The following is a 13,218-nucleotide window of genomic DNA, read 5'->3' as shown; positions in this document are numbered from 1 at the left end:
CACTAATCAACAATAGGCCAAGAAAATGTTTAAATTGGAAAACTACACACGAAGTGTTTCAGAAAGAACTGTTGCACTTAATTTGACAAACCATCAAATATTAAAAGCAATGTCAATATAATTGGAGGTAACAAAATGAATACTTTAGAAAAAATACAAGCAAATTTAGAAAAATACAACATAGATGCAATAGTCGTTGAAAGCCCCTTTAATCGTCGTTATTTAACGGGTTTTACGGGCACATTTGGTGTAGCATTCATTTCAAAAGATCAGGCAAAATTTATTACCGATTTTAGATATACGGAACAAGCAGCAAACCAAGCACAACATTTTGATATAATTGAAAATAGAAATACGACAAAGGAGATTGCAAATTTAGTCCAAACTATGGGAATAAAGACGGTCGGATTTGAAGAAGAGCATGTAACCTTTAATCAATACAGACAATTAGAAAAAGAACTTAATGCTTCTCTCATTCCAATATCTAGTCCCGTTGAAGATTTACGTAAAGTGAAAACAGACGATGAAATAGCAAAGATTAAAACTGCTGCATCAATTGCAGATAAAGCCTTTACAAAAATATTGAATGATATTCGTCCTGGTGTAACAGAAATGGACATTAATAACAAACTAGAAATGTATATGCGTGATGCAGGAGCAACTTCTTCCAGCTTTGATCTTATCATCGCTTCAGGGGATCGTTCTGCTTTGCCCCATGGGGTTGCTAGTAATAAAATAATTGAAACTGGTGATATGGTTACACTTGATTTTGGCGCTTTATACGAAGGGTACTGTTCAGACATGACGAGAACAGTTGCTGTTGGTGAGCCAGACCAACAACTAAAAGATATTTATGAAATCGTTAAAAGAGCACTTGAATTAGGGATAAGTGCTGTTAAGAGCGGTGTACAATGTAAATATATAGATACGGTAGTTCGGGATTTTATTTCTAGTAAAGGATATGGCGAAAATTTCGGTCATGGGACTGGGCATAGTTTTGGACTTGAAATACATGAGGGACCTTACTTTAGTCAAAAATCAAAAGATGTTCTAGAAACAGGTATGGTAATGACAATAGAACCCGGTATATATATTCCAAATTTAGGTGGAGTTCGTATTGAAGATGATGTACTTGTAACGGAAACTGCTTGTGAAATCCTTACTACTTCACCAAAAGAATTAATCTTCTTATAATAATTGTTTATTCGGCATTTATAAAATTTACTAAATAATTTGGAGGTTAATCCATTGAATACCATTTATTCTATAAGAAGAACTGCATTAATTGAACATTTAAAAGAGGAGAATATATGTTGTGCAATGATTTCAAATCCTACTAACGTGTTTTATTATACTGGATTTAATTCGGATCCTCATGAAAGGTTTATGGCCTTATTCATAAATGTACAAACGAATGAAGAATTTTTGTTTGTTCCTGCACTTGATAAAGAAGCAGCTGAGAAAGCGGCCGATATTAGCACAATTATTCCGATTTCTGATATAGAAGTTCCATTTGAAATTGTAAAGAAAACGATAGGTGATCTTACCATTCGTTTAGGTATAGAAGGAAAAGCTATTAGTTATAATCAATATATAGATCTTAAATTTTACTTTCCAAGTCTCGAGTTGACAGACATTCAGCCTTTTATTAATACACAAAGAATGAAAAAGTCAAAAGTAGAAATTGCTGCACTTACTAACGCTTTAAAAATAATAGAAGAAGTACTTGCTAAAGGTATAAATAAAGTAAAGGTTGGCATGACAGAAGTAGAGTTAGTTGCTGAACTGGAATTTTTAATGAGAAAATGTGGAGCCGATGCCCCCTCTTTTTCAACGATTGTCTTATCTGGTGAAAAAGCTGCCCTTCCACACGGGACCCCGGGTGATCGAAAAATTCAAAATGGGGACTTCTTATTAATCGATTTTGGTGTTTTAAAAGATGGTTATTGCTCTGACATCACAAGAACGTTTGCCATTAATAGTTTCTCTGAACGACAAAAAGAACTGTATGATATTGTCCTTCAAGCAAATGAAGCTGGTATAGATGCAGTAAAAGCAGGAGTTCCCTTAAAGACATTTGATCTTGCTGCAAGAAATGTAATTGAGGAACAAGGGTATGGCACATATTTTAATAATCGAATTGGTCATGGATTAGGAATTGAAGTACATGAGGAACCAAGTGTCCATGGAAAAAATGACACATTAGCTACAGAAGGAATCGTTTTTACGATTGAACCGGGTATTTATATTCCAAATGATATTGGTATACGCATTGAGGATACTGTATACATCAATGAGCAAGGGGAAGTTGAAGTATTAAGTACCTTTCCAAAACAATTACAAATCATTTAATTTGAAACATCCCGCCCATTTCATACATGGACGGGATGTTTTTGACTTTATAACCGAACGTTACTTAACCATTTTACACAATTCTTTTCCAATATAATTTTCCCAATGTTTTTTTAACTTATGTTTACCCTCTTCTACATTTGGATGGAATTGAATATAGGCACTATTTCTTGTTTGTTCTATTTCTTTAATCGATTTTTCTATATCATTATTAAACTTACCATCTTGGATATGATTTAAAATAGAAAACCCAGCGACAACTCCCTGACTCATCGCAACTTTGGCTCCTTCAATACCTGTTATATTCCCAGCAACATAAAGCCCTTCAATTGTCGTCTCCATTTTTTCGTTATGAAGAGGTACATGTCCGCCCAGTTCTTCAATATGATAAAATGGACACCCTGCAATAGCCGCCAATTCTGCTAATGGATAAAGTCCACCTGTAATACAGACAAAATCAGCGCTAATATTTTCTTCTGTTCCTTTAACAACTTCTCCATCAGGAGTGATCGTAGCAATTTTCACTCCTTCTACTACTTTATCTCCATAAATTTCAATGACTGCCTTACGTAACATTATTGGGATGTCCCACATTTTAATACCATTTTTCGGATAAAAAGAGATGCCCATTTTTTTCATAAGATCATTCTTCATCAATTTACTCCCCAACTGGACAAATTTTGAAGGTGCCATATGAGAAACATGGAGCAAGGAATTCATAACCTCCAACGGGTCGCCAGATTCTTTCGCTAGTTTTGTCTTTTTAGGAAGTGTAATACATTTTACATGGATACCAGCAAGTTGTAATTCCATTGCAATTGCCGATGACAACACATTCACACCAACAATTATGCCACGCTTTCCTGGCTTTACTCGATGAACATTCGTCATAACTTGTGCTGCACCGACAGACATAACACCCGGTAAAGTCCAACCTGGAATTGCGAATGGTTGTTCCGCGGCACCTGTTGCTAATAATACATTTTTTGTAAAATATGTCCCGTTATCAGTATAGATGATCCATTGATTATTCTGCTTTTCCATATCGTAAACAGACGTATTCAATTGGATATCAACGCCAAGTTGGATAGCTTTTTCATAAAGATTTTCCGATTCAGTTATTCCATTCCACCAATTTCCAGTCGGTTCCTCATACAGCTGACCTAGTAATCTTCCTCCTGCTAACATATATTCATCAAGAACAAGCACTTCCTCCCCGTTTTGAGCAATAGTAATCGCAGCAGACAATCCAGCTGGACCTGCTCCAATAATAATTATTTTATTCATTGTCTAGCCTCCAATCTTTAACAGAGGTTAATAGTTTTTCCCCACTAATAATAACCATGTTTTCTCGTAAAGGAGTTAAGCAAGCTCGTATTCCTTGTTCCCCATTAACAGTAACCCGACATTCATAACAATGACCAATATTGCAGTAAATTCCACGCGTAGAACCACTTTCTTCATGTTTTCGTAAAACACGAATTCCATTAGCTAATAATGCAGAGGCAATAGACTCATTTTTTAATCCTGTATATTGCTTATCGTTAAAAGTAAAAGAAACAGATTCACTCTGATCTAATTTTCCTAAAATAGGATGATCTATAATTCTATTCGTCATTATTCATACCCCCTAATTTTCCAAAATGAATTGGCCGGATTGGTGCCTGATATTTTAAAGGAACATGTTCGTCCTTTTTCTCATTTTCTTTATCTACAATACTCTCAATCATACTTCTACAAGTCCTCCCTCCACAATACCCCATTCCTGCTCGAGTACGGAGTTTTAATTCACGGGAAGAACATTTATATTTATTCGCGGTTTTTACTAAATCATCATAAGTAACTTCTTCACATCTGCATACAATCATTGAACAATCCATTTTTACCACCTCTAAATAATTTAAGTAATACTACTTATCTAGTTATATGCAATATTCTAGCCAATTTTTTAAAGATAGGACGTTATCGTTATTTATGGGGTCAACTAATTTTTTTAGACAACTCTATAACTATTCTCATATTCACCTTCAATGGTACTGTCCAATTTTTTAAAACATCAAAAAAACTGTAAAAATTATTACACACCAACTTTTAACTTTTTTGACGTTTTTCTTTCTTATTAACACATATTAAATATTGGCATACAACTTGCATTAAAATATAGCAATAACAAATGAAAGGAGGATAAAAATGGGAATCACTCAACACCGAGATATTGTTGTTATTGGTGGTGGAATTATTGGAGCAGCTATTTCATATTATGGATCAAAATTCGGACTAGACATTACCGTTTTAGAAAAAGGCGAATTAGCAAGTGGAACCTCATCTAGATGTGATGGAAATATTCTAGCTATTGATAAAGACCCTGGGTTTGACAGTCAAATGTCATTAGAAAGTCAGAAATTAGTGCATGAATTAAGTAAAGAATTAGAAATACCATTTGAATATCGAAATCCCGGAAGTATTTTAGTTTGTGAAAATGATGAGGAAATGGAAGCTGCAAAAAAATGGGTTGAACAACAACAGGCGGCTGGATTAGATTTTAAAATGTTAGATAAAGAAGATCTAAAAAATGAATCAAATTATTTTGCAGACGATTTGTATGGTGGGCTAGAGTGTAAAACGGATTCGACAGTGAATCCTTATATGCTTACTTACTCGATGTTCTATAGTGCAAAAAAACAAGGTGTAAAAATTCATACAAATACGGAAGTAAGAAACATAACTAAAATGGACGATGGAAGTTTCGTGATAGACACAAATAACGGGACATATACAGCTAATAAAGTGGTTAATGCTTGCGGAGTATGGGCGCCTAAAATCGGTGAAATGTTGAGTGTAAAGATACCTATCACTCCAAGAAAAGGTCAATTGATTGTTGCTTCTAGACAACAACCAGTCGGACTTCGAAAGGTAATGGAATTTGGTTATTTAATATCTAAGTTTGGTGGGGAGAGAAAAGTAGATAAAGTAATGGAAGAATACGGTGTTGCACTCGTGTTTGAACCAACTGAAGCACAAAACTTTTTGATTGGAAGTAGCCGTGAGTTTGTTGGTTTCAACACGAAAGTAAACCATGAAGTAACAAAATATATTGCACAACGAGCTATTCGATTTTACCCCAAAATTGCTGACATGACAGTTATTCGAACGTACGCCGGCCTTAGACCTTGGACAGAAGATCATTTACCTATTATATCAGAAGTCAAACATGTACCAGGATTTTATGTTGCAGCTGGACATGAAGGTGATGGAATTAGTCTAGCAATGATTACAGGCAAAGTAATCGAAGAAATGCTAAATGAAAAGGAAACTAGTATTCCTATTGAACCATTAAGTATCGACCGTTTTAAGGAAAGGGTGACACAATAGTGAATTTCCAAAAAGTATTTACAACAATTGATACACATACAGGCGGAAATCCAACAAGAACTTTAATAAGCGGTCTACCACCATTAAAAGGAAATACAATGTCTGAAAAGATGTTGTACATGCAAGAGAATTACGATTGGATCCGAAAATTTTTAATGAATGAACCGCGTGGCCATGACGTTATGTCAGGTGCTTTAATAACAGATCCTTGCCATCCTGATGCAGATGTTGGTGTTATCTATATTGAAACTGGTGGTTATTTACCAATGTGTGGGCATGATACGATCGGATGCTGTACAGCACTAATAGAAGCTGGTCTAATCGAATATGACCCAAACACACCATACACTTCTATCAAATTAGATACTCCAGCTGGAATTGTTGATGTGAAGATAAAAATGACAAATGGAAAAGCGGAAGAAGTGACATTCGTAAATGTACCTGCTTTCTTATTAAAGTCAATCACCATTGATATAGAAGAAATAGGAACTGTAGATTGTGATATTGCATATGGTGGGAACTTTTATGGAATCATTGACGCACGTAAATTAAATATCGAATTACATGAAGAAAACGCTACTGAGATCATCAATAAAGCAATTACCATTCGAAATGCAATAAACAAACAAGAAGAAGTCGTTCATCCTGAATTTCCGTTTATTAACGGACTTACTCATATAGAGTTTTTTACAGACCCAACGCATCCAGATGCAGATGTAAAAAACACAGTAATTGTACCCCCTGGCGGTATTGACCGATCACCATGTGGCACTGGAACTAGCGCTAAATTAGCGACAATGTATAACAAAGGAGAAATTGCTCTAGAGGAACGGTTTGTCCACGAAAGTATTGTTGGAACACTATTCAAGGCACAAGTGCTCGATGAAACACTTGTTAAAAATCATTCAGCTGTTATTTCGGAAGTGACAGGGTCAGCATGGGTAATGGGGATGCATCGCTTTTTTTACAATGAAGATGATCCACTTAAAGAAGGCTTTTTACTTATTCCTCCAATGGAACACGAACAAAAAAAGGAGGATACAATATGTTGATTAATAAAATGTTTTCATCAATTGATGTACACGTCTTAGGAGAAGCATATAGAATTGTTGTTCAATCACCTATCCTATTGTCCAATGGGGATGTTCACGTTAATAATCAAGTGTTACAAAATAATTTTTCAACTGAAAAAAAGTTATTATTAAATGAACCTAGAGGTCATCGGGGAATAAATGGTTGTCTTATTTTACCTTCTAAAACTGCAAATTATCAGCTATTATTTTTCAATCATGAAAATGTAGCCACTTTTAAGTACGAAGGGTTGGCGGCTAGTCTTACGGCACTTTTAGAAACAGGAAATCTCCAAAGAACGAAGGACGATATTTATCAAATCGAGACGAATAAAGGAATTTACAACATAGAGGCAAACATTGTTAATGGAGAGGTAATCAACATTCAAATAGAAAACAAGCATGCTCATATAATGGAATTAAGTGATGAATTTAGAAAAGTGAGTATAGACAATGACCGAAACTATTTAGTATATGAATTACCAAACTTCATTAAATCAATTGACATAATAAATTTGGAAGCGATTACTACTTGGGGTATCGAAAAAACATCTCAATTAAATGAGCAAAGTGTTTGTTATGAAGGTGTGATTCTTACCAAGAAACAGGCATCTTCTTTACAACATTTTAAAACAGTCACATTTGAAAAAGATGGTTATATTAAACGAACACCTGGAATTGACAGTACAGTAGCGATATTTACTTCCGTTGTCAAAGATGCATCAACAAACATTCAGAATGAAACTATTTTTAAAAGTAGGCTAACTGCAACGAAAGTAACAGGAAGTGAAGGTAAATATATTTTGCGACTTAGACCATTTGTAACTGGAAGCCATCAATTTATTTTAGACAATGATGACCCGCTAAAAAATGGCTTTCTTTTAAAATAATAGAAGCTGCGAATAGAAAACAAGTACACCATGACATAAACATCACGAATATTTTTATTAAAATATTAAATTTTCGGGGGGAGTATCATGGAAGATCAAAAAAGGTTACCTAATGCAATTGAAATTTTATTTGTATTAGTTGGTTTTATTGTTGTGATGTTTTTTTTCATTGTGAAATTTGAAATCTCTATTCAATTAGCATTGCTTACAACATGGTTTTTAATTATGGTAGTTGGTCTAAAAATAGGTTATAAATATCGGGAAATGCAGCAAGGTATTTTAAATGGTATTTTTGACGGTTTAGAAGCTGTGTTAATTCTAATTTCCGTTGGGGCGTTAATCGGTACTTGGATTGCCGGTGGGATAGTTCCATCAATTATTTACTATGGTCTTTCCGTTATTTCACCTAGTGTATTTTTATTAACCGCCTTTATTATTTGTACAGTAACATCTTTGGCTACAGGAACATCTTTTGGTTCTGCTGGTACAGCGGGAATTGCAATGATGGGAATAGGTGCAAGTTTTGGTTTTCCACTTCCACTCGTTGCAGGTGCAGTTATTTCAGGATGTTATGTTGGTGATAAATTATCTCCACTTTCAGATACAACTGTGATGACTGCTTCGCTTTCCAAAGTTGATCTTATAGAACATATCAAATCGATGTTAACGGTTAGTTTCCCGGCATGGATAATTGCGGGAATTGCATTTACAATAACAGGAATTTTCTATCAAGGTGATGGAGATCTTTCTAGTGTAACATCTACAATGTCTTCACTTGAAGAGCACTTTAATATCGGTTGGTATATGATTATCCCTGCCGTCGTTGTTATCGTGTTACTAGCGATGAAAATGCCGTCCATTCCTGTTATCTTATTCGGTGCCCTACTTGGATCTATTTGGGCTTTCTTATTTCAAGGATACCCAATCTTAGATTCAATTAACATTTTATATGCGGGAACATCGATTGATTCAGGTGTTGAATTTATTGATAATCTATTAAACCGTGGCGGAATTGTCTTTATGTTAGATGTCATTGTTTTAATTATTTTTGCACTTGGAGTTGGTGGCTTAATGGAGAAGATTGGTATTCTCCGGGCAATTGGTGATTATCTTGCTAAATGGGCAACAAATGCTGGTAAATTAACTGCCTCTACCCTTCTGGGTGGATTCTTTGGAAATTTCTTTGGTGGAGCAGCATACGTATCCCTTATTACAGCTAGTAAAATCACGGGTGAAAACTACGACCGACTTCATATCGATCGTCGAGTGCTGTCGAGAAATACAGAAGCTGGGGGAACAGTTACTACACCGATGGTTCCATGGTCAGATGGTGGAGTATTTATGGCTTCTGCATTAGGTGTTGCGACTTTGAATTATTTACCATTTTTATGGTTTAACTTTTTAGTAATTATTATTTCATTAATTTATGGATTTAGTGATAAATTTATTTGGAAAGTAGACCCTCAAGATGCTAGTTCAGAAAAAGCAGTATAGGGTTAACTTATATATTATAGGGAGGAATTATAATGGTCAAACTTGAAGGAGTATTTCCAGTATTAGTTACACCCATGTTAAATCAAGAGGAAATTGATTGGGAAGGTTTTAAAAATAATATCGAATACTTCATTGACGAAGGAGTTGCTGGTATAGCAATCAATGGTAGTACAGGTGAATTTGTAAGTATGACGAAAGAAGAAAGATTTAAAGCAGTAGAGATTGCAGTAAAACAAGTGAATGGTAGAATCCCACTTGTAGTTGGGACGGCAGCAGAAACGACAGAAGACGCAATCGAATATACAAAACAAGCAGAAAGTGCTGGAGCAGACGCTTCTTTACTCATTAATTCTTATTATGCCCATCCTAATGATAATGAAGTGTATGAGCATTTTAAAGCAGTTGCTAACTCTGTTTCATTCCCAGTCATGATTTACAACAACCCATTTACAACGGGTGTAAATATTAGTACGGAAACAATTTTAAAAGTAGCTCGTGACGTAGAAAATATTACACACATAAAAGAATCTAGTGGGGAAATTGGTAAGGCAAGAGATATTGCCCGTCAAGGAAAAGGATCTATTGAAGTCTTTTGCGGATCTGAAGATTTAGCAATCGAATCTCTCCTTGTCGGTGCAACAGGATGGATTTCTGTATCCGGTAATATTGCGCCAAAGTTAGTTACAGATATGTATAATCATGTTAAAAACAACGAAATGGAAGAAGCTTGGGCACTTTATGATAAATTACTCCCGCTCTGTAATTTCCTTGAAGGATCAGGGAAATATGTCCAAATTACAAACAGAGCGATGGAACTAAAAGGTTTAGCAGGAGGTCCATGTAGGTTACCACGTTTACCATTAACCGAAGAAGAAGATGCAACACTAAAGAAACTTATGAAAAACGTTGGTGCACTGCAAACAGTTTAATCATAGGCCATTTTTAACTTACTTCATTTAAAACACATTTGTATCATTCTCCCCCCTGTCTTTGGGGGGAGAATGAATACATACCGTAAAGTAAATTTTTATAAAAGAGGGATTATATAATGACGACACTTCAGTACGATTTAAAACCAAAAGTAAAGCAGTTTTTAGAAGATGGTGTAAAAGGGCTTTATATTAATGGAGAGTACATACCAGCAGTGAGTGGCGAAACATTTACCGTACTTGATCCTGCAACAGAAAAGGTGATCGCAGAAGTAAGTGAAGCACACCCAAAAGATATTGACATTGCCGTAGCTGCAGCCAGAAGAGCATTTGATGAAGGCGAATGGACAAAAATGCCAGCAGCCGAACGTTCTCATCTTATTTATAAATTTGCTGATTTATTAGAAGAAAATCGTGAAGAGTTGGCTCAGCTTGAAGCACTTGACAATGGAAAGCCATACCATATTGCTTTAGCCGATGATGTGGATGGCACTGTACAACATTTTAGATATTATGCTGGATGGGCAACAAAAATAACTGGAAAAACAGTTCAAGTTTCTCCAGAATACTTAAATTACATTGTACATGAGCCAGTAGGTGTAGTTGGTCAAATTATCCCATGGAATTTCCCATTAGCAATGGCTGCATGGAAACTAGGATCTGCATTGGCAGTTGGATGTACAGTTGTTATAAAACCCGCAAGTGAAACTCCATTATCATTGCTTTATGCAGCAAAATTTTTCAAAGAAGCAGGATTCCCTGATGGAGTTGTAAATGTTGTACCTGGAGCAGGTTCCGTAGCTGGAAACGCATTAATAACACATAACGATGTAGATAAAGTTGCATTTACAGGTTCAACTGTAGTGGGTAAAGAAGTTATGAGAAAAGCGGCTGACCAAATAAAAGGAATAACGCTTGAATTAGGGGGTAAATCTCCCGCAATCGTTCTAGAAGATGCTGATATTGATGAAGCTATTCAAGGAACATTTGATGGAACAATGTACAATCATGGGCAAAACTGTAGTGCTTGTACACGAGTTTTCGTTCATCGCAGTCTTTATGATCACTTCGTTACAAAAATAGCTGAAAGAGCGAACGCTTTAAAGGTTGGATCTGGTATGGATCCAAATACAGAAATGGGACCGTTAGTATCAGCAAAACAACTACAAACAGTATTAAACTATATTGAAAAAGGAAAAGATGAAGGGGCAAGACTTGTAGCTGGCGGAGAAAAAGTGGGTCAAACAGGTTATTTTGTACAGCCTACTATTTTTGCTGACGTTGAAGACCATATGACAATAGCACGTGAGGAAATTTTCGGTCCTGTTATGTCCATTTTTGTCTTTGACACAGTTGAAGAAGTGATTATACGTGCAAACGATAGTGAATATGGGTTAGCTTCTAGTGTTTGGACCAGTGATATTAAAAAAGGGCATTACATTGCAAGCAAATTGAGAGCTGGTACAGTATGGTTGAATGATTTCGGATTAGAGTGGGAAACAATGCCATTCGGAGGCTATAAGCAATCTGGGATTGGCCGTGAAATGGGCGGTGATTACGGATTAGCTAATTATACAGAAGTAAAAAGTGTTTTTGTTAACATAGAACAATAATACTGATTGCAGAAAGTACAGAAGTAACTACTTATTTTCATAAAGTTGAAATTAATAAAACTACAAAATTAATTTGGGGAATAAGGCAGTACTGTAAGTGATGATGACTTTACCAGAAGCAAAGCGAAAGGTAATCATTCAATTTTGACTGATGCTCCACAGAGTAAAAGAAAAGCTTGTAACGAAACATACAAGCTTTTCTCTTGCTTTGATCTTTCCGCCTTTTATGAAATTTTCTCTTAGAAAAGATAGTTGAAGTATTTAGTTATACATGATTTCCATTTGATTAAATAAGCTCCATTATCAGTTTTTTCGGATCTTCAATCAGTTCGACAAATCGATTCGTAAACCGGACCGAATCAGCTCCATCTGCTATACGATGATCAAATGAGAGCGATATATTCATCATGTCCCGAATCACGATTTCATCCTTTTCCATGACAACTGGAATTCTTTTTGTTTTGTGAAATGCCATAATCGCGGTTTGGGGATGATTGATAATAGGTGTAGCTGCAACACCACCTAGTGGGCCGACATTACTGATGGTAAAAGTTCCGTTTTGCATTTCTTGTGCTGACAGTTTTCCGACTTGTGCTTTTTCAGTCAGTTGTTTCATTTCTGCATGTATAGTGCGTAATGATTTGCCGTTCACATTATTTAAAACTGGTACTAATAAACCTGATTTTGTATCGGTGGCAAGACCAATATTGGCTATTTTATGTTGGCGAATTACTGATTTTTCTTCGTCCAATTCAGCGTTGAATATTGGGTGTTCGCCTAATGAGATTGCGAGCGCTTTTAAGAAAAAAGCGACGATTGAAATATTTTCTCCTAACCCTTTTAGCTCTTTCCGATATTGGGAAAGTTTCGTTACGTCTATTTCTTCAAAATGGGTCACATGTGGAATTGTTCGAACTGAGAAACTTAAATTATTTGCTATTTGTTTACGGATTCCTTTAAAAGGAATTAAATCCGGTTCTGTTTCTTGTTTCTTCTCAGCCGGTAGTTTCTCTTGTATAGTAGAGCTTGCATTAGAACCTTTACTAAAATGATATACATCTTCTTCGGTCACACGTCCGTTAGGTCCTGTTCCAACAATTTGTTCAATGTCTACCTCTAGTTCTCGAGCAATTTTTCGTGTGAATGGTGCAGCCTTTACATGATTGATCCGCTTTGTTGGTACGAACACATTGCTCGTTGTTTCTGTTACACTATTTGTTTTCACAGCTTTCTTTTCAGGCTTACTTTCAGGCTTACTTTCTCCATCGCTGATTTCAATTATCGTTGTTCCTACTGTTATTGTTTCACCCGTTTCAAAATGAATGGCAGTCACTTTTCCCGCGACAGGGGACGGAATTTCGGCAACCATCTTATCTGTTTGCATTTCAACTAATGGTTGATCAACCGAAACTTCATCACCAATCTTTACAAAGTAATTTAAAATTTCTCCCTCTGTCATTCCTTCCCCAATGTCATGAAATTTTACCTCCACTATCAA

Annotated in this window: 12 protein-coding genes; 8 read left to right on the top strand and 4 right to left on the bottom strand. The window is 35.7% G+C overall.

The genetic code is table 11. The annotated features are described in order from the left end of the window. Positions 1–135: 135 nt before the first annotated feature. Positions 136–1,194, top strand: coding sequence for a M24 family metallopeptidase (locus DFR56_RS21955; protein WP_110397603.1), 1,059 nt, complete (start codon positions 136–138; stop codon positions 1,192–1,194). 54 nt (positions 1,195–1,248) lie between these two features. After that, a complete protein-coding gene (locus DFR56_RS21950) occupies positions 1,249–2,352 on the top strand; it encodes a M24 family metallopeptidase (RefSeq protein ID WP_110397602.1) in 1,104 nt (367 codons plus the stop codon). Between the two features lie 60 nt (positions 2,353–2,412). On the opposite strand, the gene DFR56_RS21945 is transcribed toward DFR56_RS21950, so the two are convergent. The 3 genes from DFR56_RS21945 to DFR56_RS21935 are packed head-to-tail and all read right to left on the bottom strand — an operon-like array spanning position 2,413 to position 4,232. After that, the gene (locus DFR56_RS21945) at positions 2,413–3,639 is read right to left on the bottom strand and encodes an NAD(P)/FAD-dependent oxidoreductase (protein ID WP_110397601.1); all 1,227 of its coding nucleotides are present in this window, start codon (positions 3,637–3,639) and stop codon (positions 2,413–2,415) included. Next, complete coding sequence (locus tag DFR56_RS21940) at positions 3,632–3,970, bottom strand: (2Fe-2S)-binding protein (protein ID WP_110397600.1); 339 nt, start codon at positions 3,968–3,970, stop codon at positions 3,632–3,634. Before DFR56_RS21940 ends, DFR56_RS21945 begins: the two co-directional genes overlap by 8 nt. Further along, positions 3,960–4,232 carry a (2Fe-2S)-binding protein gene (locus tag DFR56_RS21935; protein WP_110397599.1) on the bottom strand — a complete coding sequence of 91 codons (273 nt, stop codon included), beginning with the start codon at positions 4,230–4,232 and terminating at the stop codon, positions 3,960–3,962. The genes DFR56_RS21940 and DFR56_RS21935 overlap by 11 nt, the downstream gene beginning before the upstream one ends. A gap of 310 nt (positions 4,233–4,542) precedes the next feature. On the opposite strand from DFR56_RS21935, the gene DFR56_RS21930 reads away from it, so the two are divergent. The 6 genes from DFR56_RS21930 (at position 4,543) to DFR56_RS21905 (ending at position 11,720) form a co-directional block, all read left to right on the top strand. Then, positions 4,543–5,724, top strand: a complete 1,182-nt coding sequence (locus DFR56_RS21930; RefSeq protein WP_110397598.1) for an NAD(P)/FAD-dependent oxidoreductase — start codon at positions 4,543–4,545, stop codon at positions 5,722–5,724. Next, the gene (locus tag DFR56_RS21925) at positions 5,724–6,776 is read left to right on the top strand and encodes a proline racemase family protein (protein ID WP_110397597.1); all 1,053 of its coding nucleotides are present in this window, start codon (positions 5,724–5,726) and stop codon (positions 6,774–6,776) included. Before DFR56_RS21930 ends, DFR56_RS21925 begins: the two co-directional genes overlap by 1 nt. Next, complete coding sequence (locus DFR56_RS21920; RefSeq protein WP_110397596.1) at positions 6,770–7,684, top strand: proline racemase family protein; 915 nt, start codon at positions 6,770–6,772, stop codon at positions 7,682–7,684. Before DFR56_RS21925 ends, DFR56_RS21920 begins: the two co-directional genes overlap by 7 nt. Before the next feature lie 87 nt (positions 7,685–7,771). Further along, on the top strand, positions 7,772–9,178 hold the full coding sequence (gene nhaC / locus DFR56_RS21915) for a Na+/H+ antiporter NhaC (protein WP_110397595.1): 1,407 nt from the start codon (positions 7,772–7,774) through the stop codon (positions 9,176–9,178). Positions 9,179–9,210: 32 nt separating this feature from the next. Then, positions 9,211–10,107 (top strand): 4-hydroxy-tetrahydrodipicolinate synthase, encoded by an 897-nt coding sequence (dapA, locus tag DFR56_RS21910; protein ID WP_110397594.1) that lies wholly within the window; start codon positions 9,211–9,213, stop codon positions 10,105–10,107. Positions 10,108–10,226: 119 nt separating this feature from the next. Further along, the gene (locus DFR56_RS21905; protein ID WP_110397593.1) at positions 10,227–11,720 is read left to right on the top strand and encodes an aldehyde dehydrogenase family protein; all 1,494 of its coding nucleotides are present in this window, start codon (positions 10,227–10,229) and stop codon (positions 11,718–11,720) included. A gap of 286 nt (positions 11,721–12,006) precedes the next feature. Here the strand turns inward: DFR56_RS21905 and DFR56_RS21900 are convergent, their stop codons facing one another. Then, entirely contained in the window at positions 12,007–13,215 is a 1,209-nt protein-coding gene (locus DFR56_RS21900; RefSeq protein ID WP_211320665.1) for a dihydrolipoamide acetyltransferase family protein, read from the bottom strand. Positions 13,216–13,218 lie beyond the last annotated feature (3 nt).

The organism is Pseudogracilibacillus auburnensis, assembly GCF_003201975.1.
Classification (GTDB): Bacteria; Bacillota; Bacilli; order Bacillales; family Amphibacillaceae; genus Pseudogracilibacillus; species Pseudogracilibacillus auburnensis.
Note: the sequence above shows the minus strand (reverse complement) of the source record. Positions and strands in the feature narration are given on the sequence as shown.

What these genes read in the sequence shown, in the direction of transcription:
- DFR56_RS21945 (WP_110397601.1), bottom strand. Translation starts at nt 3,639, where the DNA reads ATGAATAAAATAATTATTATTGGAGCAGGTCCAGCTGGATTGTCTGCT.
- dapA (WP_110397594.1), top strand. Translation starts at nt 9,211, where the DNA reads ATGGTCAAACTTGAAGGAGTATTTCCAGTATTAGTTACACCCATGTTA.
- DFR56_RS21920 (WP_110397596.1), top strand. Translation starts at nt 6,770, where the DNA reads ATGTTGATTAATAAAATGTTTTCATCAATTGATGTACACGTCTTAGGA.
- DFR56_RS21930 (WP_110397598.1), top strand. Translation starts at nt 4,543, where the DNA reads ATGGGAATCACTCAACACCGAGATATTGTTGTTATTGGTGGTGGAATT.
- DFR56_RS21955 (WP_110397603.1), top strand. Translation starts at nt 136, where the DNA reads ATGAATACTTTAGAAAAAATACAAGCAAATTTAGAAAAATACAACATA.
- DFR56_RS21905 (WP_110397593.1), top strand. Translation starts at nt 10,227, where the DNA reads ATGACGACACTTCAGTACGATTTAAAACCAAAAGTAAAGCAGTTTTTA.
- DFR56_RS21940 (WP_110397600.1), bottom strand. Translation starts at nt 3,970, where the DNA reads ATGACGAATAGAATTATAGATCATCCTATTTTAGGAAAATTAGATCAG.
- nhaC (WP_110397595.1), top strand. Translation starts at nt 7,772, where the DNA reads ATGGAAGATCAAAAAAGGTTACCTAATGCAATTGAAATTTTATTTGTA.
- DFR56_RS21935 (WP_110397599.1), bottom strand. Translation starts at nt 4,232, where the DNA reads ATGGATTGTTCAATGATTGTATGCAGATGTGAAGAAGTTACTTATGAT.